Raw genomic sequence first — 21948 nt, 5'->3', positions numbered from 1 at the left:
CCGCGCTGCGCGGGTACGGACTGTACGGGTACAACGTGTCACACCGGCGGGTGATTCCCGCCACCGGGCGGCCGCACCGCCCTGTCGATGGTGACATGCCCGTTCCACACGAGTCACACCCTTTTCGGCGCGGTCTTTCCCCGGCCGGCGGTGTCCGCGGCCGCTCCGCCGTCCCGGGCGGCGGAGCCGCTCCACTCGGGGTGGCCGGGCATCGGCGGGGTGGTCTTCCCGTACAGCCAGGGGTGCAGGAAGGCGGTCAGGTCCCGTCCGGCCTCCGCCGAGGCCAGGCGGACGAAGTCGTCGGTGCCCGCCACGCCGTCCGCATGGCGGGAGACCCAGCGGCGCTGGATCCGGTCGAAGACGGCGCTGCCGACCTCCTGCCGCAGGGCGTAGAGCACGAGCGCGGAGCCGTCGTAGACCACCGGCCGGAACAGGCTGATCTTGCGGCCGGGCTCGGGGAGCCTGGGTGCGGCCGGGGGGCCGCCGGCCGCGCGCCACTGGTCGGAGCGCTGGTAGGCCTCGCGCATCCGGCGCTCCAGGGGGTACTTCCCCAGGTGGTCGGCGTACAGGGCCTCGTACCAGGTGGCGTGTCCCTCGTTGAGCCACAGGTCGGACCAGGTGCGCGGGGTGACGCTGTCGCCGAACCACTGGTGGGCGAGCTCGTGGACCATGACGGCCTCGACGTACCACTCCGGGTAGCCGGCGGCGGTGAACAGTCCCCGTTCGAAGAGGGAGAGGGTCTGGGTCTCCAGCTCGAAGCCGGTGGAGGCGTGGGCGATCAGGACGCCGTACGTCTCGAAGGGGTAGTGGCCGAGCCGCTCCTCCAGCCAGGCCAGGTGACCGGGGGTCTTCGCCAGCCAGGGATCCAGCCGCTCCCGGTCCGCGGCGGGGACCACGTCGCGCAGCGGCAGGCCGTGCGGGCCGGTGCGGTGGACCACCGCGGAGTCGCCGACGGAGACCTGGGCGAGCTCGGTGGCCATCGGGTGGAGGGTCCGGTACGTCCAGGTGGTGGTGGCCGCGCGGCCGGTGCCCACGGTGCGGGGGGCGGCGGCGGTGAGGCCGTTGGCGACGGCGGTCTTGTCGGCCGGGGCGGTGATCCGGAAGGTGAAGTACGCCTTGTCCGCGGGGTGGTCGTTGCAGGGGAAGACCCGGTGGGCGGCGTCGGCCTGGTTGGCCATGGCCAGCCCGTCCTGGGTGGGCACCCAGCCCCCGTCGCCGCGGCCGCGCGGGTCGCTGGTGTGCCGGACGGTGATCCGTACGGGGACGCCCGCGGGGACCGGGCGGTCCGGGGTGAGCACCAGGTCCTCGCCGGCGCTCTCGAACCGGGCGGGGAGGCCGTTGACGGCGGCGGAGGCGACCTTGCCGTGGGTGAAGTCGAGGTTGATGCGGTCGAGCCGCCGGCTGGTGCGGGCGTCGATGACGGTGACCGCGTCGAGGGCGGAGCGGTTGTCCTTGTAGGTGAGGGACAGGTCGTAGGCGAGGACGTCGTACCCGGGGTTGCCCAGCTCGGGGAAGAGGGGGTCGCCGATGCCGAGCGGTTCGGGGGCGGGGAGGACGGCGGCGACGAGGGTGAGCGAGGCGGCGGCGAGCAGCGCTGCTCGCAGGCGGGGGGCGGTGAGGCGCATCCCCTAGGCGATACCAGGGGCTGCGCCGTCCGACCCCGCGGCGCGTCGGCCCCGCCCGCCGACCACCCGAACGGGTCTGCGCGGCCTTTCCCGAGCGGCGCTCACGGCTCCGCCGAGCTCTGGACGCAGCAGGGGCTTCGCCCACCCTGCCCGGGGTGGGGGGCGCGGCTCCGCCAAGGTGTGGGCGCCACCTCCGCCGAGGTGTGGGCAGGCGTTCCGCTCGAACAGGGGGGACCCCCATCGCCCTGCGGCACGGCTGCCCACACGGCCGCGTGAACGGCGTCGGCATCCGGCCGCCAGGCCACGGCCCGGCCGGGCAACGGCCGGCGCCCGCGCGGCGCGTCGTATGGCTGAGGGAGCCCCCGGAGGGCTACGCGCGGCCCACGTCGTAGACGCCCGGCACGTCGCGCATGGCGCGCATCAGCGCGGGGAGGACGGTCGCGTCGGGCAGCTGGAGGGTGTAGCGGTGGCGGACGCGCTGTTCGTTCGGGGGTTCCACGGTGGCCGAGACGATGTCGGCCCCCTCCCGGGAGATCGCTTCGGTGAGGTCCGCCAGCAGGTGCGGCCGCCCGAACGATTCGGCGACCAGCGTGACCCGGCAGTCCGCGGTGGCCTTCCAGTGGACCGCGACGGAGGTGCGGCCCAGGGACCGCATCTGGGCGACCGCGGGGCATTCCACGCGGTGGACGGTGACGGCTCCGCCGCGTACGACGAACCCGGCGACGTCGTCCGGCGGTACGGGCGTGCAGCAGCCGGCCAGCCGGACCGGCGCGTCGGGCAGGTCGGCGACGGCGTTGCCGCCCTTGCCGCGGGCCCCGACCACGGACAGCGGCGCCCGCGGGGCCGCCTGGTCGGTCCGCGCCCCGTCCGGATGGGACTGCAGCCAGCTGCTGATGGCGATGCGGGCGGCCGGGGTGTGCGCGTGGTCGAGCCAGTTGGCGGCCGGCCCGGACGAGGCGTCCTGGGCCAGCAGCAGTTGCACGGTGTCCCCGTCGGCCAGCGGACTGACCAGGGAGGTGAGGCGCCCGTTGACCCGGGCGCCGATACAGCCGTGCGCGGCCTCGCCGTGCTGGGCGTAGGCCGCGTCGATACAGGTGGCGCCGGCCGGCAGGCCGAGGCGGCCGCCGCCGTCGGCGCGGAAGACGGTGATCTCGCGGTCCTGTGCGAGTTCGGCGCGCAGGGAGCTCCAGAAGGTGTCGGCGTCGGGCGCGGACTGCTGCCAGTCCAGGAGCCTGGAGAGCCAGCCGGGCCGGGTGGGGTCGGTGCGCTCCTCGTCGGACTCCCCCGCGGCGCCCGATTCGGCCAGGGCGTAGGGGTTGCCCAGGGCGACCACGCCCGCTTCGGCGACCCGGTGCATCTGCCGGGTGCGGACGATGACCTCGGCGACCTCGCCGTCGGGGGTGGCGATGGCGGTGTGCAGGGACTGGTACAGGTTGAACTTGGGAACGGCGATGAAGTCCTTGAACTCCGAGACCACCGGGGTGAAACAGGTGTGCAGTTCGCCGAGCGTGCCGTAGCAGTCGGCGTTCTCGCCGACCAGGACGAGCAGTCGGCCGAAGTCGGAGCCGCGCAGTTCCCCGCGTTTTCGGGAGACGCGGTGGACGGAGACGAAGTGGCGGGGCCGGATGAGGACTTCGGCCTGGATGCCCGCTTCGCGGAGTACGACGCGGAAGGATTCGGCGATGGCCGGCAGCGGGTCGGCGTCGCCGGCGTGGGCGGCGATCAGGGCGCGGGTGTGCTCGTACTCCTCCGGGTGGAGGATCGCGAAGACGAGGTCTTCGAGTTCGGTCTTGAGGGCCTGGACGCCGAGCCGTTCGGCGAGCGGGATCAGGACGTCGCGGGTGACCTTGGCGATGCGGGCCTGTTTCTCGGGGCGCATCACGCCGAGGGTGCGCATGTTGTGCAGGCGGTCGGCGAGCTTGATGGACATCACGCGGACGTCGTTGCCGGTGGCGACGAGCATCTTGCGGAAGGTCTCGGGTTCGGCGGCGGCGCCGTAGTCGATCTTCTCCACCTTGGTGACGCCGTCGACGATGAAGCACACCTCGTCGCCGAACTCGGCCCGGACCTGATCGAGGGTCACATCGGTGTCCTCGACGGTGTCGTGCAGCAGGGAGGCCGTCAAGGTGGTGGTCTCGGCGCCGAGTTCGGCCAGGATCAGGGTGACGGCGAGCGGATGCGTGATGTACGGTTCGCCGCTCTTGCGCATCTGGCCGCGATGGGAGGACTCGGCGAGCACGTAGGCGCGGCGGAGCACGCCGAGGTCGGCGTCGGGATAGTGGGCCCGGTGCGCCTCGGCGACGTGGCTGATGGCGTCCGGGAGGCGGTCCCGGGGCGCGGGACCGAGCAGTGCGGCACGCCCCAGCCTGCGCAGATCGAGCCTGGCGCGGCCGCGTCTGCGGAGCTCGGGACGGGCGTCGGGGTTCGTGGCCTCTGCACTCATGGGCACCTCCGGCGGCTTCGACCGGCGACGGTGGGCATGGGGTGAGCCCTCAGGGCCGGTGTCTGATGTTACCGACCCCACCACGTGGCGGAGTCCGGCTCTCGCTGAGCGTGAAACGGATCACCCATGTGAGGGAATCTTCAGGCGAAGGCCGTTTCGGTGAGCCAGTCGGGATCGAACTCCCCGGCGGCGACGATGACGGCGGGTCCGGTCTTGTGGATCGTCCCGTCCGGGTCCTCGGTGATCATCAGAGTACCGCCCAGGACGTCCACCGTGTAGGTGACGGATTCGCCGGTGACGGCGGGGTCGGCGCCGTCGCGCCGGGCGGTGGCGACGGCGACCGCGCAGGCGCCGGTGCCGCAGGACCGGGTCTCGCCGGAGCCCCGCTCGTGGACGCGCATGGCCACGTGGCGGGGGCCGCGGTCGACGACGAACTCGACGTTGACCCCGTCGGGGTAGACGGCGGCGGGGCTGAACGGGGGCGGGCTGAGCAGGTCGCCGGCATCGTCGAGGCTTTCGACGAAGGCGACGGCGTGCGGGTTGCCCATGTTGACGTTGGTGGCCGGCCAGCTGTGGTCGCCGACGGAGACCGTGACCGCGTCCTCGGGGAGGACGGCGCGGCCCATGGTCACGCTGACGAACTCCTCCTTGTGGAGGTGGACCTTCTTGATGCCGCCCCGGGTGGCGACGGCCAGGTCGCCGGGCTCGACGTGACCGGCGTGGTGGAGGTAGCGGGCGAAGACGCGGACGCCGTTGCCGCACATCTCGGCGATGGACCCGTCGCTGTTGCGGTAGTCCATGAACCACTCGGCCTCGTCGGCCATGTGCCGGGCCTCGGGGTGGGCGGCGGACCGTACGACGTGCAGTACGCCGTCGCCGCCGAGGCCGGCCCGGCGGTCGCAGAGCCTGGCCACCGCGGGGGCGGGCAGGTCGATCGCGTTGTCCGGGTCGGGAATGATCACGAAGTCGTTCTCGGTCCCGTGGCCCTTGAGGTAGGCGAGGCTGCGCTGGCTGGTCACGGGCCCATGATAATCGGGGCGCCCTTCCGGCCTCGTGCGGGGCCCGCCCCTCGGACACCGGCCCTCAGGGCAGCCGGCACCCGGAACACGGCACCGGGCGCCGGGACGTCACCTGAGGCGGGCGACGCGCCAGACGGCGAGGGCCACGACCGTCAGGGCGATCAGCGTGTAGAGGGCGATCATCCGCCAGTCGGAGCGGATGCCGGAGCCGCGGGCGGGCAGGCCCGGCCAGGTGTAGCCGACGCGGCGGGCGGCCATCATGCCCCAGCCGCCGGCGCAGGAGCTGATCAGCAGGCCGAGCATGGCGACCAGTGCGCCGCCGTCGCCGAACTCGAAGGCGAGCGGGAAGGCGAACATCAGCGAGCCGGCCGCGCCGAGCATCACGATGGGGGCGAGCTGCCAGATCCGCAGGCGCCGCTGCGGGCGCAGCTCGACCTCGACCGCGGGACCGCCGGTCTCTGCGTCCGGGTCGGGCCCGTCGGGTCCGTCGGGGCCGTCCGAGGTCAGGCGCGCGGGGTCCGCGGGGAGTCCCAGGCCGTCGGGAACCATGGGGTCCGCTTCCTGCCCGGCATCGTCCCGCCCGGTGTCGCGAGGGCCGGCCTCCATCGCCACGTGCCCTCCCCACTCGGACTTCGTTCGCCGTCGTTCACCGCCGGTGACCGCACCGTCGGAATTTGATGATGGCACGCCACGGACCCCGCGACGGGCGTGCGGGGCGTCCCGATGCCATCACGTGATCAGGCTGTAACCGCTCGTTCGACCAACGACTGCGCGAGTCCGAAGAGTTCCGGCCGGTCGGCGGCGGCGCCGCTCAGCCAGTGCACCCGCGGGTCGCGGCGGAACCACGAGTCCTGACGGCGCGCGAAGCGCTTGGTGGCGCGTACGGTCTCCGCGCGCGCCTCCTCCTCGGTGCACTCCCCCGCCAGCGCGGCCAGCACCTGCTGGTAGCCCAGGGCGCGGGAGGCGGTGACGCCCTCCCGCAGTCCGGCCGCCTCCAGGGTGCGGACCTCGTCGACCAGACCCGCCTCCCACATCCGGTCCACGCGCACGGTGATCCGCTCGTCGAGTTCCGGCCGGGCCACGTCCACGCCGATCTGCACGCAGTCGTAGACCGATTCGTGACCGGGCAGGTTGGCCGTGAACGGCTTGCCGGTGATCTCGATGACCTCCAGCGCGCGGACGATCCGGCGGCCGTTGCTCGGGAGGATCGCGGCGGCGGCGCCCGGGTCGAGGGCGGCGAGCCGGGCGTGCAGGGCGCCGGGGCCGCGCAGGGCGGCCTCCTCCTCCAGCCGGGCCCGGACCTCCGGATCGGTGCCGGGGAACTCCATGACGTCCAGGGCCCCGCGGACGTAGAGGCCGGAGCCGCCGACCAGGACCGGGGTGCGGCCCTCGGCCAGCAGCCGGTCGATCTCGGCGCGGGCGAGCCGCTGGTACTCGGCGACGCTGGCGGTCTCGGTGACGTCCCAGATGTCGAGGAGGCGGTGCGGGATGCCGCCGCGCTCCTCCATCGTCAGTTTGGCGGTGCCGATGTCCATCCCCCGGTACAGCTGCATGGAGTCGGCGTTGACGACCTCGCCGCCGAGATGGCGGGCGAGGGCGACGCCCAGATCGGACTTTCCGGCCGCGGTGGGACCGACGACGGCGATGACGCGCGGGGTGGGGGCTGCACTACTCACCGCACCAGTCTCGCAAACCCGGCGACGGCTGCCCGAACGAGTGAGGTGACGGACCGGGTACGGGGTCGTTGCCCTGGCGGGGTTCCGGCCGGTGCGGCGGGCGGCGCCAGGTGGGCCGAGGGCCGGCGACGCGCCGTGACCACGGCGGAACTTCACTCGCACGAGTACCGTTGGAGGAGTAGACATGGGCGTTTTCAGTCGGTTCCGTCGCCGCAAGGGTGAGGACGGGGTTCCGGCCGGAGAAGCGGCGCCGGCCGCGGAGACGGACGGGGCGGCCGAGTCCGCCGCGGCGGAGCCCGCCGGTGAGGCGGCCGCCGCGGAGGGAGTGGAGATCCCGAAGCAGCAGTCGGCGGCGGAGGCCGCGGACAGCGGAACCGGTGAGGGCGCCCGTACGTAGCCACCGCCACGGGAAGGTGACCCATGGGCCTGCTGGACAATCTCAGGGCCAAGCTCGGGCCGGCCAAGGACAAGGTCGGTGACAAGGTCGGCAGCCTCGCGCAGCAGCACGAGGGCCGGATCGGCGAAGGGCTGGACAAGGTCGCCAAGGCCGTGGACTCGAAGACCAAGGGCAAGTACAGCGGCCACATCACGAGCGGCACGGACAAGGCGAAGGGTGCCATCGGCAAGATCGCGCACCACGACACCCATGGCGGCGGACCGACCCCGCCACCGCCGGCTGCCTGACGGGACGCGACCACCGGAAAGGGGGCGCGGGCACGGGCCCGCGCCCCCTTTCCGTTCGCTCGCGGCGCCGGCGGCTCTCAGGCCCGCTCAGGCCCAGGCGGCGACGAAATAGCCGACGCCGTAGGGGGCGTCCTCGTACAGCAGCCGGCCGTCCAGGTCCGCGCCCCGTGCGGCGCCCGCGAGCACCTGCCAGGGGGCGCGCCCGGCGGCCTTGAGTTCGCGCGCCAGGCCGGGGTCGATCGCGGCGAGCGAGGCCGTGTCCGCCGCGCCGAGCGCACGGGCGGCGGCCGCGTCGAAGGGCTCGGCGCGCTCGTCGAGGTAGCCGGGGGCCTTGAGGGTGCGGCAGGCGCTTCCGTCGCCGAGGACCAGCATCGCCACCCGGTCGGCGGAACCGCCGAGGTCGGCGCCCAGGACGGCGCAGGCATCGGGTTCGAGCCGCTCGGTCACGGCGACGCCGGCCACCGGTGCGGCGGACCAGCGCGCCCGCTCCAGCAGCCAGGCGCCGACGGCGAGGGAGGCCGGCAGGGGGCCGGGGGCGCCCTCGCCGGTGGGGCGGGCGGCGGCGCTGCCGAGGGTGACGGTCAGGTCGACCCCGAAGGGGGCGAAGGAGCCGCGGGTCCCCTCGTCGTATCCGCCGCCCTGTCCCTGTGCCACGGACCCCACCACGACCAGCAGGTCGGGCCGGGAGGCGGCGAGCACGGCGAGCGCGTCGGAACACGCGGTACGGGCGTCCGCCAGCTCTTCGGCGGCCCCGGCGGCGAGCTGCGGCACGAGGAGCGGCGGGCTGGGGCAGACGGCGGCGGCTACGAGCATGATCCGCAGCGTAGCGCCCGCGGGCCGCCACGGCCCCTCCCGGGGGCTTCGGGGTCGGTCTGCGACGGGCTTCGGGCTCGCCCCGAGCCGCGCTCCCGGCTCGGGCCGGCCCGGGGCCGCTCCGGGTGGGGACCTGACGCGTGCTCGGGCTCACTCCGGGGCAGGGGCCGGGGCCCGAGCCCGGCTCAGGCCGGGCCCGGAGCGAGGCTCGGGCCGGGCGCGGAGCACGGCTCAGGCCGGGAGCAAGCCCACGCCGGGGCGGGGGCCCGGCTCAGGCCGAGCCCGGAGCACGGCTCGGGCCGGGAGCAAGGCTCAGGCCGGGCCCGAAGCGCGGCCCAGGCCGTGAGCACGGCTTTGCTGCGGCCGGAGCGGCTCAGACCGAGCCCGAAGCGCGGTTCGGGCCGGGCCGGGAGCAACCGCACGCCGGGGGCCCGGGCCGGGGCCGGGCTGAGGACAAGCCCGGAGCGCGGCTCGGGAGCGCGGCTCGGGGCGGGGCCGGGGCCGCTGCGGCTCCGGGCCGGGCGGGGATCCGGCGCCGCGCGGCGGCGGTGTCCGGCCCCGAGTTCTCGGCTCCGCTCGAACAGGGGTTTCCCGTAGCCCCGAGGGACGTCTGCCCACACCGGGGCGAGGGCCACGCCCGGCGGGGGTCAGACGGCGGCGCAGCCGCCCGTGGCGGCCGGGAGGGGTGCCGGGACGCCCAGGGTGGGGATGCCGAGCATGACGCCCTGCGGCTGTGCCGGAGCGGCGTTGCGCTTCTCCCAGGCGTCGCCCGCGCGGGTGCGGCGGACCGCCCCGGCCGGAACGGCGCCCTCGGCGAGCAGGTGGTGCGGGGCCGCGTAGGTGATCTCCACGGTCACCACGTCACCCGGGCGGACCTCCACGTCCGGCTTGGTGAAGTGCACGAGGCGGTTGTCGGGGGCGCGCCCGGAGAGCCGGTGGGTGCTGCCGTCCTTGCGGCCCTCGCCCTCCGCGACCATGACCTCCAGCGTGCGGCCGACCTGCTTCTTGTTCTCCTCCCAGGAGATCTCCTCCTGCAGGGCGACCAGGCGCATGTAGCGGTCCTGGACGACCTCCTTGGGGATCTGCCCCTCCATCTCGGCCGCGGGGGTGCCGGGGCGCTTGGAGTACTGGAAGGTGAACGCGTTGGCGAACCGGGCCTCGCGCACCGCGTGCATGGTCTGCTCGAAGTCCTCCTCGGTCTCGCCGGGGAAGCCCACGATGATGTCGGTGGAGATCGCGGCGTGCGGGATCGCGGCGCGCACCTTCTCGATGATGCCGAGGAAGCGCTCCTGCCGGTACGAGCGGCGCATCGCCTTGAGGATCGGGTCGGAGCCGGACTGCAGCGGCATGTGCAGCTGGGGCATCACGTTCGGGGTCTCGGCCATCGCCGCGATCACGTCGTCGGTGAAGTCGCGCGGGTGCGGGGAGGTGAAGCGGACCCGCTCCAGCCCCTCGATCTGCCCGCAGGCGCGCAGCAGCTTGCTGAAGGCCTCGCGGTCGCCCAGGTCGGAACCGTAGGCGTTGACGTTCTGGCCGAGCAGGGTGATCTCGGAGACGCCCTCGGCGACCAGCGCCTCGACCTCGGCGAGGATGTCGCCGGGACGGCGGTCCTCCTCCTTGCCGCGCAGCGCCGGGACGATGCAGAAGGTGCAGGTGTTGTTGCAGCCGACGGAGATGGAGACCCACGCGGCGTACGCGGACTCGCGGCGGGTCGGCAGCGTGGACGGGAACGCCTCCAGCGACTCGGCGATCTCGATCTGGGCCTCTTCCTGGACCCGGGCGCGCTCCAGCAGCACCGGCAGCTTGCCGATGTTGTGGGTGCCGAAGACCACGTCGACCCAGGGGGCCTTCCTGACGATGGTGTCCCGGTCCTTCTGGGCCAGGCAGCCGCCGACGGCGATCTGCATGCCGGGGCGCTTGGTCTTCATCGGGGCGAGGCGTCCGAGGTTGCCGTAGAGCTTGTTGTCGGCGTTCTCGCGGACCGCGCAGGTGTTGAACACCACGACGTCGGCGTCGCCGTCGGAGCCCTCGGGCGCGCGGACGTAGCCGGCGTTCTCCAGCAGACCGGAGAGCCGCTCGGAGTCGTGCACGTTCATCTGGCACCCGTAGGTGCGCACCTCGTATGTTCCCTTGACGTCCACTGCTCCACCCGGCTCCACGCTGCTCATGCCACAAGGGTAAGGGGGTCCCGGCCGCCTCCGGTCCGGCCTCGGATCCGGAGGCCTCCGGTCCGGCCGCTGGTCCGGCTTCCGGTCCGGCTTCCGGTCCGGCCCGGTCCCGGGCGTGACTTTTCAGACGGTGACAGGAACCCGGACGGCTGGCAGGATCGCGCGCATGCCCTCTGCCCCGCCCCGGTTCCCGTGGCTCACCGGTCGCCGCGCACTGCGGGGCCTGGTGGCCGGGCTGGTCGCGCTCGGGCTGCTGGTGTGGTGGCTGTGGCCGCTGGGGAGCCCTGAGCCGACGGGTCGGCTGACCTTCAGCACGGGTGTCCCCACGGGCGTCTACCACCGCTACGGCGAGCTGCTGCAGGACGCCCTGGGGCGCGACATGCCCGAGGTGGACGTGCGGCTGGTGCCCAGCGAGGGCTCACAGGAGAACCTGGCGCGGGTGGCGACCGGCCAGGCCGACTTCACGGTGGCGACGGCGGACGCGGTGTCCAAGTTCCGGCGGGACGGCCGGGGCGGAGCGGACCAGCTGCGCGGTGTGGCACGGCTCTACGACGACTACGTGCAGCTGGTGGTGCCGGCCGGGTCGCGGGTGCAGTCGGCGCGGGACCTGCGCGGTCTGAAGGTGGCCGTGGGGCAGCCGGGGTCGGGTGTCCGGCTGATCTCGGACCGGCTGCTGAAGGCGGCGGGGCTGGATCCGCGGGCGGACGTCACGCCCGTGTCGATCGGCATCGACACCATGCCGCGGGAGCTGGAGGCGGGGCGCATCGACGCCTTCTTCTGGTCCGGCGGGCTGCCGACGAACGCGGTGCGGGAGCTGTCGGAGCGGTTCGACATCCGGCTGGTGCCGCTCGGCGACCTGGTGCGGGGGCTGCAGTCCGGGGGCAACGCGCACTACTACCGGGCCGCGGTGATGCCGCAGGACGCGTACGCCCGGGCCCGGAACACCTCGGCGGTGACCACGGTCGCCGTGCCGAACCTGCTGGTGACCACGGCCCGGACCAGCCCGGAGCTGACCGAGCGCTTCACCCGCGCGGTGATCAACAGCCGTGACCGCATCGGCCGCGAGGTGCACGCGGCCCAGCGCGTGGACCTGCGTACGGCGATCTACACCGACCCGCTGGCCCTGCACGAGGGCGCACGGCGCTACTACCGCTCGGTCAAGCCGTAGGGCCTGTCCGGCGGTGCCCGGCCCGCTCAGGACGACGCCCGCTCAGGACGACGGGAGCAGGGTCATGGCGGCCGAGGCCGCGCCGATGAGGCCGGCGTCGTTGCCGAGGGCCGCCGGGACGACCTCCAGGCCGCTGACGAAGCCCAGGGTGGCGTACGTCGCCAGGTGCGCGCGGACCGGTCCGAACAGGGTGTCCCCGGAGGCGGCCACGCCGCCGCCGATGACCGCGATGCCGGTCTCGACCAGGGTGGCGGTGGCGGCGATGGCCGCAGCCAGGGCGCGGCCCGCCCGGTCGAAGGCGGCCAGTGCCACCGGATCGCCGGCCCGGGCCGCCGCCGCGACCCCGGCGGCCGTCGGATCGGGTCCGGTCCAGCCCTGCTCGCGGGCCCAGCGGGCGATGGCGGTGCCGGAGGCGATGGACTCCACGCAGCCGCGGCCGCCACAGGCGCACTCCTCGCCGCCGAAGTCCACGCTGATGTGACCGATGTGCCCGGCGTTGCCGGTGGGGCCCGGGTGCAGGCGGCCGTCCAGGACGAGGCCACCGCCGACACCGGTGGAGACCACCATGCACAGGGCGTTCGCGTGGCCCCGGGCGGCGCCCAGCCAGTGCTCCGCCGCCGTCATCGCCACACCGTCGCCGACCAGCACGGCCGGGACCGGGCGGCCGTGTCCGGCCAGCACCTCGCGGGTGCGGGCCAGCAGCGGGTAGTCGCGCCAGGCGGTGATGTTGACCGGGCTGACGGTGCCGCGGGCGGAGTCCACCGGGCCGGCGCTGCCGATCCCGCAGCGCCGTACGGAGGGCCAGTCGGGGGCGGCGGCCAGGTCGGCGACCACCTCGGCGACCGCCGCCATCACCGTGTCCGCGTCGCCCCCGCGCGGGGTGGGGCGGCGGGTGGTCGCGGTCATCGTGCCGTCGGGGTGGACCAGCGCGCCGGCGATCTTCGTTCCGCCGATGTCGATGGCCGCGGTGGGGCCGGAGGCCGCCGCCGCGCGCGGCACGGGAACGGCTGAGGTCGGGGTGGGCGTGGTCACGGGAGCGCTCCTGGAGGCAGGTCGCCTTCAGTATGCGGCAGTGTGCGGGCCGCACCGGCCGTGCTCACCGGTTGTACGCACCGGCCGCGCACCGCTTCTTGCTCACCGGTCGCGCTCACCGCTCGTACCCGCCGACCGTGTTCACCGGCCGTGTCCACCGGCCGTGTCCACCGGCCGTGTTCACCGGTCGTGCTCACCTGCCGTGCCGATCGGCCTTCCCCGGCCGGGCCGGTCCGCGTCCGGGCCGGTGCGGGGGACGGAGACGGTCACGCGCAGGCCGTGCGGCGGGTTCGCCGCGTAGGTGAGGGAGCCGCCGCCCGCGGCGAGGAGGGTGCGGGAGATGGACAGGCCGAGGCCGGACCCCTTGATGTTCTGGTGGCGGTTGCTGCGCCAGAAGCGGTCGCCGATGCGGTCGAGTTCCTCGTCGGTGAGCCCGGGGCCGCGGTCGGCGACCACGATCAGCGCGGTGCCCTCCTCCGCGGCGACCGACACCTCCACCTCCTCGCCGGTGGGGGTGAACTTCACCGCGTTGTCGATGACCGCGTCGAGCGCGCTGGACAGGGCGATGGGGTCGGCCCAGCCGGTGACCGCGGTCCGGCCGCGCTCGACCAGCCGTACGCCCTTCTCCTCGGCCAGCGGACGCCAGGCGGCGACCCGTTCCGCGGTCAGGGCGGCGACGTCGGTCAGGGCGAGTTCGGCGGTGGCGTGCTCGGCCAGGGCCAGGTCCAGGAGGTCGTCGAGGACCCGGGCGAGCCGCTTGCCCTCGGTGCGCACCGAGGCGATCTCCTCGTTGTCGGGGGGAAGTTCCAGCGCGAGCAGTTCGATGCGCAGGAGCAGGGCGGCGAGGGGGTTGCGGAGCTGGTGCGAGGCGTCCGCGACGAAGGCCCGCTGCTGCTCCAGCACCTCTTCGACGTTGTCGGCCATCTCGTTGAAGGAGCGGGCCAGACGACGCAGTTCGGGCGGGCCGCCGGCGGCCGCGACCCGGGAGTTCATCCGGCCGGTGGCGATGCCGTGGGCGGCGGCGTCCAGGGTGCGGACGGGCTTGAGCACCCAGCTGGTGAGCCGCAGGGCCGCACCGAAGGCGACCAGCATGGCGGCGGCCAGGCCGGCGGCGATGAGCAGCCAGCCCTGCAGGGTGCGGGCGCGCATCCGGTCGGTGGGCGACTCGGTGACGACCACGGCGACCACGTCGCCGTCGAGGACCACCGGGGAGGCGACGAGCAGTTTGCCGTGCGGCTGCCAGGGCCACACCTGCGCGGGGTCGTGGCTGCGGCGTCCCGCGAGGGCCTCGTTGAAGGCCTGGTCGGCGTCCTTGGTGTCGGGCACCCGCCACCATCCCGGCGCGGCGGCCATGGCGTTGCGGTCGCGGTAGAAGATGCCGGCGCGGATGCCGTACAGCCCCTGGTAGCGGGCGAGTTCGGCCTTGAGGGTCTCGCGGCGCTCGTCGGCGCTCTTGTCCCCGGCGCCCTCGGCCTCGACGACGAACTGGGCGAGGGCGGCGAAGCGTGCGCTGTCGTCGATGCGGTCGACGACCACGCTCTGCTGCTGCCCGGCCGCCAGGCTGACGGCGAGCGGGAAACCGAGGGCGATCAGGACGCCGGCCATGAGGACGACGAGCAGGGGGAGCAGCCGGGCGCGCACGGCGTGGGGCCTCCTACCGGGCACCCGGGCCGGGGGTGACGAGCCGGTAGCCCACCCCGCGGACCGTTTCGATCAGGGCGGGCATCCGCAGTTTGGAGCGGAGGGAGGCGACGTGCACTTCGAGGGTCCGGCCGGTGCCCTCCCAGCTGGTGCGCCACACCTCGCTGATGATCTGTTCCCGCCGGAAGACCACGCCCGGGCGCTGCGCGAGCAGCGCGAGGAGGTCGAATTCCTTGCGGGTGAGCGGTACGTCGGTGCCGTCGACGGAGACCCGCCGGGTGGGCAGCTCGATGCTGACGGAGCCGAGCCGGACGGTGCCGCCGGGTCCGCCGGACTGTCCGGCCGTGCCGGCCCCGGCAGAGGCCTCGGTTCCGGTTCCGGCGCCGCCGCCTCCGGGGGTGCTGGTGCGCCGGGCCACCGCGTGGATGCGGGCCAGGAGCTCGCCGGTGTCGTACGGCTTCACGACATAGTCGTCCGCGCCCATGTTGAGTCCGTGGATGCGGGAGCGTACGTCGCCGCGCGCCGTCACCATGATCACGGGGGTGGCGGTGCGCTTGCGGATCTTGCCGCAGACCTCGTAGCCGTCCTGGTCGGGCAGGCCGAGGTCGAGCAGGATCACCCCGTAGGGGCTGACGGTGGGCGGGGCGCCGGCGGGCAGCAGGGCCTGCAGCGCCTCCTCGCCGCTGCGGGCGTGGGTCACCTGGAAGCCGTGCCTGGCCAGGATCGCGGACAGGGCCGCTGCGACGTGGTCGTCGTCCTCGACGAGCAGCAGTCTCATTCCTTCTCCGGCCCCCTTTCCTGGTTCCTGTTCTCCGGTTCCCGGTCCCCGCACGGTCTCCGCACGGGCGCCGGCCCGCGGTCCGCACCACGGTCCGCGGCGGTCGTCCGATCCCTTCCGGCCGTCTTGCGGTCGCCTTGCGGGCGTCTTGTGGTCACCGTCCGGCGATCCGGCGGACCGGCCGGTTGCGCTCAGTAAAACAGCACACCCGGGGCCTGGCGCAAGGCGCCGCTCTGCGCTCCCCCCACACCTACGGAGCGTGTCCGGCTGAGGCCGGATCGTTATGCTCAATTCTCCCTCAGATGTGGTGACGCTGTGCAGAGCCGCTCACTACTGTCCTCCCAACCGAGGAGGACGGAGCCACAAGCCGATGAGCGGAGTATCAGTGACCAAGGGCGCAGGGGCCGGGGAGTCGGCGCCCGCGGCGGACGACCTGGTCGTACTGAGCAACGTCAACAAGCACTTCGGCGCGTTGCACGTGCTTCAGGACGTCAATCTGAGCATTGCCCGCGGTGAGGTCGTCGTCGTGATCGGCCCTTCGGGGTCGGGCAAGTCGACGCTGTGCCGGACCATCAACCGCCTGGAGACCATCGATTCGGGCAGCATCACCCTGGACGGGAGGGAACTTCCCGCCGAGGGCCGCGAACTGGCCCGGCTCCGGGCCGACGTGGGCATGGTGTTCCAGTCGTTCAACCTCTTCGCGCACAAGACGGTGCTCGAGAACGTGATGCTGGGCCAGGTGAAGGTCCGCAAGAAGGACAAGGCCGAGGCCGAGGCCAAGGCCCGCAACCTGCTCGACCGGGTCGGCGTCGGCACGCAGGCCGACAAGTACCCGGCACAGCTCTCCGGTGGCCAGCAGCAGCGCGTGGCGATCGCCCGTGCGCTGGCGATGGAGCCGAAGGTGATGCTTTTCGACGAGCCCACCTCGGCCCTCGACCCGGAGATGATCAACGAGGTGCTGGAGGTCATGCAGCAGCTCGCCGCCGAGGGAATGACGATGGTCGTCGTCACCCACGAGATGGGTTTCGCCCGCTCCGCGGCCAACAGGGTCGTGTTCATGGCCGACGGGAAGATCGTCGAAGAGGCCGAGCCCGAGCAGTTCTTCAGCAACCCGCGCAGCGACCGCGCCAAGGACTTCCTGTCGAAGATCCTGCACCACTGAACGTCCGGTCTGGTACTGATCCGGGGGTAGCTCAACTCCGGTGGTAGTTCAACAACGTCTCATCCGAGGGAAGTTCACCATGAAGCTCATCAAGACCGGTGCGGCCGCGACGCTCGCCCTGACCCTGGCCCTGACGGCGACCGCGTGCGGTGGCGACAAGGACAAGGACTCCAAGGCCGGTTCGGGCGGCAAGAAGGACAAGATCGTCGTCGGCATCAAGTTCGACCAGCCCGGTCTGGGCCTGAAGACGCCGGACGGCAAGTTCACCGGCTTCGACGTCGACGTGGCGACCTATGTGGCCAAGGAGCTCGGCTACGAGGCGAGCCAGATCGAGTTCAAGCAGGCCGTCTCCGCCGAGCGCGAGAACCTGATCAAGAACGGTGACGTCGAGTTCATCGTCGCCAGCTACTCGATCAACGACAAGCGCAAGGCGCAGGTCGACTTCGCCGGCCCGTACTTCCTGGCCCACCAGGACCTGCTGGTCCGCGCCGACGAGTCCGGCATCGCCAAGGCCGAGGACCTGAACGACAAGAAGCTCTGCTCGGTCACCGGCTCGACCTCCGCGCAGAACGTCAAGGAGAAGCTGGCCCCGAAGGCGGACCTGAAGCAGGCGGGCGGCTACTCCGAGTGCCTCAGCGGCCTGGAGAACAAGACCTTCGACGCCCTGACCACGGACAACTCGATCCTGGCCGGCTACGCCGCGCAGGAGAAGAACCAGGGCAAGTTCAAGCTGGTCGGCCTGAGCCTGAGCAACGAGAACTACGGCATCGGTCTGAAGAAGGGCAACAAGGAGCTCCAGACCAAGATCAACGCCGCGGTGAAGAAGATGGTCTCCGACGGCTCCTGGGAGAAGTTCGTGAAGGCCAACTTCGGCCCGGCGAACTACAAGAACGAGCCTGCCCCGCAGATCACCGAAGGCAGCTGAGTCATCGGCGCAGGCGCGCCGCCACCCGCCTGAGGCGGCGGCGCGCCCCGTCGGCCGCCCATCCTGGGGAGAGCGCAGGACAACGTGTTCGATTTTCTTGATTCCGGGCAGTACGACCTGCTCGGCGCCTTCTGGGTGACGGTTCAGCTCACCCTCTACTCGGCCATAGGCTCCCTGCTCTGGGGAACCGTGCTGGTCGGGATGCGGGTCAGCCCGGTCCCGCTGATGCGGGCCTTCGGCACCGCGTACGTCAATGTGGTGCGTAACGTGCCGCTCACCGTGCTCATCATCGGATGCTCCCTTGGCCTGAACGAGACCTTGGGCTTCGCCCTGGGCGGCCAGAACTTCAAGGAAATCGGCTTCCGGCTCGCCGTCCTCGGGCTCTCCGCCTACACCGGCACCTTCGTCTGCGAGGCGCTGCGTTCCGGTATCAACACTGTGCCGGTCGGCCAGGCCGAGGCGGCCCGTGCGCTGGGCCTGAGCTTTATCCAGGTGCTCACCTTGATCGTGCTGCCGCAGGCGTTCCGGGCCGTCATCGCTCCGCTCGCGAACGTGCTGATCGCCCTCACCAAAAACACCACGGTGGCAGCGGCCATCGGCGTAGCCGAGGCAGCCCTGTTGATGAAGGAAATGATCGAGAACGAAGCAGACGCACTGTTCGCCGTCTTCGGGGTCATCGCCCTGGGCTTCGTCCTGCTGACCCTCCCCACCGGTCTGCTGCTGGGCTGGGTCGCCAAGCGAGTGGCGGTGAAGCGATGAGCTCCGTGCTGTACGACACCCCCGGCCCCAAGGCCAAGGTGCGCAACGTCATCTACACCGTGGTCTTCCTCGTGGTCCTGGCTCTGGCCGGGTGGTGGGTCGTGGCCACGATGGCGGACAAGAATCAACTGGAAGCCGACAAGTGGACGCCTTTCCTCGAGGGCGATGTCTGGACCACCTTCCTGCTGCCCGGCCTTGGCGAGACCATCAAGGCCGGAGCCCTCGCCATGGTGATCGCGCTGCCGTTGGGCGCCCTGCTCGGCATCGGACGGCTCTCCGACCACGCATGGGTACGGGTACCCGTCGGCGCGGTCGTGGAATTCTTCCGCGCCATCCCGGTACTGATCCTCATGGTGTTCGGTTCCGCCCTCTTCGTGCAGTTCACCGACATCGAGTCCGAAATCCGGCCACTGTACGCCTGCGTCACCGGCCTGGTCCTCTACAACGCCTCAGTAATCGCCGAGATCGTCCGGGCCGGCATCCACTCGCTGCCCAAGGGGCAGGGCGAGGCGGCCAAGGCGCTGGGCCTGCGCAAGAGCCAGACCATGGCGTACGTGCTGGTGCCGCAGGCCGTCACGGCCATGCTGCCCGCCCTGGTCAGCCAGCTCGTCGTGATCCTGAAGGACACAGCCCTGGCCGGCGCAGTGCTCGGCTACGGCGAACTCCTGTCCATGAATCGGCAGATCTCGGCCAACTACAGCAACACCATCCCGACCCTGATCGTGATCGGCCTGCTGTACGTGCTCCTCAACTTCGTGCTCACCGGCTTCGCCTCCTGGTTGGAGCAGCGGATGCGGAGGTCAAAGAAGTCCACCAACGGAACTAGGGCCAACACGATGGTCGCTGGCCCTACCGGAGGTGAAGGCACGCTCGCCGCGGTCCCCGCGCAGGGCAACGGCACGGAGTCCGCCACGAGTAGCTGAAGTCGCCTCTGATTTAGCAACACCTCTTGTCCGCGGTGTACCGGATCACCATCCGGTACACCGCGGACGCGTCTGTCAGCGCTCTCTCTGAGGTTGCTTGACGCCTACACACCCAGTAGGTCGCCGCTCCAGCCTGCGACTAATGGAACCGGCTGGCATCTAAGCCCTGGCAGCAGCCTCGGAGCCCTGTCGCGCGAACACGTGGATGGTTTCACGGCGAGACCTACTTGTAGGACCTCGTCCAGTAGGCGCCACCGACGACTGTGGTCATGGGCGGACAAAACACCATAGACCATGTTTTGGAGTTCCACGCCACTGCGTCCCTTTCAACCACGGGACCTCCACCCTGGGGCTCACACCTGACATGCGCCTTCCAGCTCCCACCGTTGCCCTTTTTACACCAGGCCATCCAACCGTTTTTCCCGTTGTTCATACTCGTGCACTCATCCGGCCACGCGGTGGGCGCCGCGACAGCTGCACCTTGTAACCCGAAGCCCACCATCACCGTGGTGGCGAGCAAAACCGCATACCTCTTCTTCATGATTGCCCTTTCCGGGTTCAAACGTCGGACAACTTCAGGTGTTGTTGCGAGGGGAGGTCTCCACTCCCGCGGATGTCGCGCGAGACGATCCCTGGCAATAGGCGATAGACAAGCCCCTTTGCTTCCAGGGCCCGTAATAGTAATCGACTGTCCCATCCACCTCCGTGCATATGGCGGTCGCCCGGTAGGAGCCACCGTTGTGCTTCTTGCAACTTGCGACAGCCCCCCACTTCGCGGGCACCTCGTAGTGACAGTTTTCCGGATGCGCCAGAGTGGCAGCCGACGCAGACGTCGCGGCTCCGAACGAGACTAATCCAGCAGCCAACAGACCTACAGCAGGCTCAACAAACCCGCGCACACGACTTCCCTGCAGCAACACTGCCTCCACTCTCCGAATCAGAACACAGGTGCCCGTCGAACGAGCTCAGGCAGACCGGCCCCCAAAGTCGAAAACCAGCCGCCGGCTCACGCTGCGGGTTTCCTCCCGCCCGGCACGTTCATGACATTTCCACGGGCAACGGAGTCACAGCAACCGAAAGTGAAGGATTTGAGCTTCATTTGAGCATTTCTCGAACGAAGGAATGAATTCTGCCAGTGTGTGACCGAAAGAAATGGAGCAATTACAAGCCGATCGGCCAGAACGAGGCGTCCCGTCCGCGACCAGGCGTGGAAATTGAGGACTCGCGAACGAGTCGCCGATGCAGACACGCCGCAGATCCGCATTCGGAATTCCTCATTCCCCTTGCCGCCCGGCAGGCGAGTGTCACTTGACGTAGACACCACGAGTCGGTTGCATACTGTCTGTGATCACATACCGGACATCGGGAGCCGCGCCATGGACCCGGTGATCGTCGTCGGCGCGGGGCCCGTCGGACTCTCCCTGTCCTTGGCCCTGGCCGGCCAAGGCGTGCCCTCCGTGCTGCTCGACGAGGGGCCCGGGAAGGACGAGCCCAGGCCGGCCAGGACCGTGGTGCTGCACGCCGACACCGCCGCCATGGCCCAGCGGCTGGGGGCGGCGACGCTGCGCGACGAGGGCGCGCCGTTCGCCGCCTGGCGCACCCTGCGGCGCCGGCAGGAGACCCGGCGGGTGACCTTCGAGGAGGACCCGGTCCCGGCCCCGCTGCACGTCCCCCAGCACGCGCTCGCCCGCGGCCTGCGGGACGCCGCGGCCGCGCACCCCCTCGTCCAGCTGGTCACCGACAGCCGGATCGATTCCGTGGAGCAGGAGGAGCACGGGGTCACCGTCCACACCCGGGGCGCCGAGACCACCTGGTGGCGGGGAAGCTTCGTGGTCGGCTGCGACGGGGCCCGGTCGACCGTCCGCAAGCTCCTCGGCATCCGCTTCCCCGGCCGTACTGCCGTGGAACGGCACGCGGTGGCCGCACTGCGCACCGAACTCCCCTGGCCCGGCGAGGCCATACTGCACCGGTCGCAGTCCGCCTCCGTTCCCGAGGTGACGGCACGTCCGCTGCCCGACGGGGTGTGGCGGCTGGACTGGCTGCTGCCGCCGCGCGGCGAGCTGGTCACCCCGGACGCGATGATCAACCTGATCCGGGACACCCTCGCGGTCTGGTGCGGCGGGAGCACCCCGCCGTACGACCTGATCGACACCGGCGTCCACACCCTGCACCACCGGCTGGCCCGCAGCTGGCGGGACCGCCGGGCCTTCCTGGCCGGGGACGCCGCGCACCTGCTCGGCGCACTGGGCACCCAGGGCGTGGAGGAGGGGCTCCGGGACGTGGAGAACCTGTCCTGGAAGCTGGCCCACGCCTGGCACCACGGGGCCACCGAGGAACTCCTCGACAGCTACCAGGCGGAACGCCGCACCGCGGTGGCCGCGCGGCTGCGCGCCGCCGACCAGGCCCTTCCGGCACTGCGCGGCGGGGGCGGCCTGCGCGGCTACCTTCCCGGCGCGGGCCGCTCCCAGGAACTCCTGCTCACCGAGGGCCACCTCGGGCGCGGGCCGCTCGGCGCGCCCCCCGCGTACGCCCCTCCGGTCGCGGTCCGCGAGGTGCCGACCGACACCGAGCCGGGCGGCACCGTGGCCGACGTACCGGTGACCGCGCCGGACGGGACGACCGTACCGCTCCGGGACCGGCTCGGCCGGGGACGGCTGCTGGTGGTGCTGGTGGCACCCGGCACCGGGGTGTGGGACCGGAAGCACTGGATGAAGGCCGGGCTGATGCCACGGCTGGCGGCGGCGGTGAGCGCGCTGCCGATGCGGGCCGAGCTGCTGGTCGCCGACGGCTACCCGGGCGCGCCGGCGCACACGGTGCTGCTGGTCCGGCCGGACGGCCACCTGGCGGCCACCTTCGCCGGGGTCCGGCCCGCCGAGCTGTACGCGGCGGCGGACTCGGTCCGGGCGGCGGCGCCCGTGGCTCCCCTGCTGCCCGCGGTCCCCTCGCCGGCCGAACCGGCCGACTCCGCCGGTTCGGCCGACTCGGCCGAACCGGCCGGAGCCGGGGCCAAGGCCGGGGCCGGTCCGGCGGGCTCCGGGGCGGGTCCGGCGGGCGCCGGGGATCCGGCTCCGGCCGCCGCCCGCGCCGCGGGCGAGTGAGCGGGCCGGGGGGCCGTGCCGGGGCGGTGTGACA

General features: G+C 72.2%; 18 protein-coding genes. 8 read left to right on the top strand and 10 right to left on the bottom strand.

Annotated elements, in window-relative coordinates:
* Positions 1 to 113 precede the first annotated feature (113 nt).
* The 5 genes from AB0O36_RS00260 to miaA form a co-directional block, all read right to left on the bottom strand.
* Positions 114 to 1625: a M1 family metallopeptidase gene (locus AB0O36_RS00260; protein ID WP_365101773.1), complete on the bottom strand. Its 1512-nt coding sequence runs from the start codon at positions 1623 to 1625 to the stop codon at positions 114 to 116.
* 370 nt (positions 1626 to 1995) lie between these two features.
* Entirely contained in the window at positions 1996 to 4068 is a 2073-nt protein-coding gene (locus AB0O36_RS00255) for an HD domain-containing protein (RefSeq protein WP_365101771.1), read from the bottom strand.
* A gap of 140 nt (positions 4069 to 4208) precedes the next feature.
* A complete protein-coding gene (gene dapF / locus AB0O36_RS00250; RefSeq protein ID WP_365101768.1) occupies positions 4209 to 5087 on the bottom strand; it encodes a diaminopimelate epimerase in 879 nt (292 codons plus the stop codon).
* A 108-nt stretch (positions 5088 to 5195) separates the two neighbouring features.
* Positions 5196 to 5693, bottom strand: coding sequence for a hypothetical protein (locus AB0O36_RS00245; RefSeq protein ID WP_365101765.1), 498 nt, complete (start codon positions 5691 to 5693; stop codon positions 5196 to 5198).
* 131 nt (positions 5694 to 5824) lie between these two features.
* A complete protein-coding gene (miaA, locus tag AB0O36_RS00240) occupies positions 5825 to 6763 on the bottom strand; it encodes a tRNA (adenosine(37)-N6)-dimethylallyltransferase MiaA (RefSeq protein ID WP_365101762.1) in 939 nt (312 codons plus the stop codon).
* A 184-nt stretch (positions 6764 to 6947) separates the two neighbouring features.
* Here miaA and AB0O36_RS00235 point away from each other — a divergent pair, with 184 nt between their 5' ends.
* Together AB0O36_RS00235 and AB0O36_RS00230 are read left to right on the top strand one after the other, a co-directional pair.
* Complete coding sequence (locus AB0O36_RS00235) at positions 6948 to 7160, top strand: gliding motility protein (RefSeq protein ID WP_365101760.1); 213 nt, start codon at positions 6948 to 6950, stop codon at positions 7158 to 7160.
* Between the two features lie 23 nt (positions 7161 to 7183).
* A complete protein-coding gene (locus AB0O36_RS00230) occupies positions 7184 to 7447 on the top strand; it encodes an antitoxin (RefSeq protein WP_365101757.1) in 264 nt (87 codons plus the stop codon).
* An 87-nt stretch (positions 7448 to 7534) separates the two neighbouring features.
* Here the strand turns inward: AB0O36_RS00230 and AB0O36_RS00225 are convergent, their stop codons facing one another.
* Complete coding sequence (locus AB0O36_RS00225) at positions 7535 to 8260, bottom strand: class III extradiol dioxygenase subunit B-like domain-containing protein (protein WP_365101754.1); 726 nt, start codon at positions 8258 to 8260, stop codon at positions 7535 to 7537.
* Between the two features lie 647 nt (positions 8261 to 8907).
* The gene (miaB, locus tag AB0O36_RS00220) at positions 8908 to 10428 is read right to left on the bottom strand and encodes a tRNA (N6-isopentenyl adenosine(37)-C2)-methylthiotransferase MiaB (protein ID WP_365101752.1); all 1521 of its coding nucleotides are present in this window, start codon (positions 10426 to 10428) and stop codon (positions 8908 to 8910) included.
* 166 nt (positions 10429 to 10594) lie between these two features.
* Here miaB and AB0O36_RS00215 point away from each other — a divergent pair, with 166 nt between their 5' ends.
* Positions 10595 to 11596 carry a TAXI family TRAP transporter solute-binding subunit gene (locus AB0O36_RS00215; protein WP_365101749.1) on the top strand — a complete coding sequence of 334 codons (1002 nt, stop codon included), beginning with the start codon at positions 10595 to 10597 and terminating at the stop codon, positions 11594 to 11596.
* A gap of 42 nt (positions 11597 to 11638) precedes the next feature.
* Here AB0O36_RS00215 and AB0O36_RS00210 read toward each other — a convergent pair whose 3' ends face one another.
* The 3 genes from AB0O36_RS00210 to AB0O36_RS00200 all read right to left on the bottom strand — a co-directional run bounded on the left by AB0O36_RS00210 (position 11639) and on the right by AB0O36_RS00200 (position 15047).
* Positions 11639 to 12595, bottom strand: a complete 957-nt coding sequence (locus AB0O36_RS00210; protein ID WP_365102517.1) for an ROK family protein — start codon at positions 12593 to 12595, stop codon at positions 11639 to 11641.
* Positions 12596 to 12808: 213 nt separating this feature from the next.
* The gene (locus tag AB0O36_RS00205) at positions 12809 to 14269 is read right to left on the bottom strand and encodes a HAMP domain-containing sensor histidine kinase (RefSeq protein ID WP_365101746.1); all 1461 of its coding nucleotides are present in this window, start codon (positions 14267 to 14269) and stop codon (positions 12809 to 12811) included.
* A 13-nt stretch (positions 14270 to 14282) separates the two neighbouring features.
* Entirely contained in the window at positions 14283 to 15047 is a 765-nt protein-coding gene (locus tag AB0O36_RS00200; RefSeq protein WP_365101743.1) for a response regulator transcription factor, read from the bottom strand.
* Between the two features lie 370 nt (positions 15048 to 15417).
* Here AB0O36_RS00200 and AB0O36_RS00195 point away from each other — a divergent pair, with 370 nt between their 5' ends.
* The 5 genes from AB0O36_RS00195 to AB0O36_RS00175 all read left to right on the top strand — a co-directional run bounded on the left by AB0O36_RS00195 (position 15418) and on the right by AB0O36_RS00175 (position 21914).
* Positions 15418 to 16209 (top strand): amino acid ABC transporter ATP-binding protein, encoded by a 792-nt coding sequence (locus AB0O36_RS00195; RefSeq protein WP_365101741.1) that lies wholly within the window; start codon positions 15418 to 15420, stop codon positions 16207 to 16209.
* 79 nt (positions 16210 to 16288) lie between these two features.
* The gene (locus AB0O36_RS00190; protein ID WP_365101739.1) at positions 16289 to 17134 is read left to right on the top strand and encodes a glutamate ABC transporter substrate-binding protein; all 846 of its coding nucleotides are present in this window, start codon (positions 16289 to 16291) and stop codon (positions 17132 to 17134) included.
* Between the two features lie 84 nt (positions 17135 to 17218).
* Entirely contained in the window at positions 17219 to 17893 is a 675-nt protein-coding gene (locus AB0O36_RS00185) for an ABC transporter permease subunit (RefSeq protein WP_365101736.1), read from the top strand.
* Entirely contained in the window at positions 17890 to 18816 is a 927-nt protein-coding gene (locus AB0O36_RS00180; protein ID WP_365101733.1) for an amino acid ABC transporter permease, read from the top strand. Before AB0O36_RS00185 ends, AB0O36_RS00180 begins: the two co-directional genes overlap by 4 nt.
* A gap of 1376 nt (positions 18817 to 20192) precedes the next feature.
* Complete coding sequence (locus AB0O36_RS00175) at positions 20193 to 21914, top strand: FAD-dependent monooxygenase (protein ID WP_365101730.1); 1722 nt, start codon at positions 20193 to 20195, stop codon at positions 21912 to 21914.
* Positions 21915 to 21948 lie beyond the last annotated feature (34 nt).

It is taken from the genome of Streptomyces sp. NPDC089799, assembly GCF_040684755.1.
Classification (GTDB): Bacteria; Actinomycetota; Actinomycetes; order Streptomycetales; family Streptomycetaceae; genus Streptomyces.
This window is presented reverse-complemented; position numbering and strand designations above follow the sequence as displayed.

Coding starts and splice junctions, on each gene's coding strand:
- AB0O36_RS00245 (WP_365101765.1), bottom strand. CDS start 5,693: ATGGAGGCCGGCCCTCGCGACACCGGGCGGGACGATGCCGGGCAGGAA.
- AB0O36_RS00190 (WP_365101739.1), top strand. CDS start 16,289: ATGAAGCTCATCAAGACCGGTGCGGCCGCGACGCTCGCCCTGACCCTG.
- AB0O36_RS00225 (WP_365101754.1), bottom strand. CDS start 8,260: ATGCTCGTAGCCGCCGCCGTCTGCCCCAGCCCGCCGCTCCTCGTGCCG.
- AB0O36_RS00230 (WP_365101757.1), top strand. CDS start 7,184: ATGGGCCTGCTGGACAATCTCAGGGCCAAGCTCGGGCCGGCCAAGGAC.
- AB0O36_RS00200 (WP_365101743.1), bottom strand. CDS start 15,047: ATGAGACTGCTGCTCGTCGAGGACGACGACCACGTCGCAGCGGCCCTG.
- AB0O36_RS00260 (WP_365101773.1), bottom strand. CDS start 1,625: ATGCGCCTCACCGCCCCCCGCCTGCGAGCAGCGCTGCTCGCCGCCGCC.
- miaB (WP_365101752.1), bottom strand. CDS start 10,428: ATGAGCAGCGTGGAGCCGGGTGGAGCAGTGGACGTCAAGGGAACATAC.
- AB0O36_RS00215 (WP_365101749.1), top strand. CDS start 10,595: ATGCCCTCTGCCCCGCCCCGGTTCCCGTGGCTCACCGGTCGCCGCGCA.
- AB0O36_RS00195 (WP_365101741.1), top strand. CDS start 15,418: ATGAGCGGAGTATCAGTGACCAAGGGCGCAGGGGCCGGGGAGTCGGCG.
- AB0O36_RS00175 (WP_365101730.1), top strand. CDS start 20,193: ATGGACCCGGTGATCGTCGTCGGCGCGGGGCCCGTCGGACTCTCCCTG.
- AB0O36_RS00180 (WP_365101733.1), top strand. CDS start 17,890: ATGAGCTCCGTGCTGTACGACACCCCCGGCCCCAAGGCCAAGGTGCGC.
- AB0O36_RS00255 (WP_365101771.1), bottom strand. CDS start 4,068: ATGAGTGCAGAGGCCACGAACCCCGACGCCCGTCCCGAGCTCCGCAGA.
- AB0O36_RS00235 (WP_365101760.1), top strand. CDS start 6,948: ATGGGCGTTTTCAGTCGGTTCCGTCGCCGCAAGGGTGAGGACGGGGTT.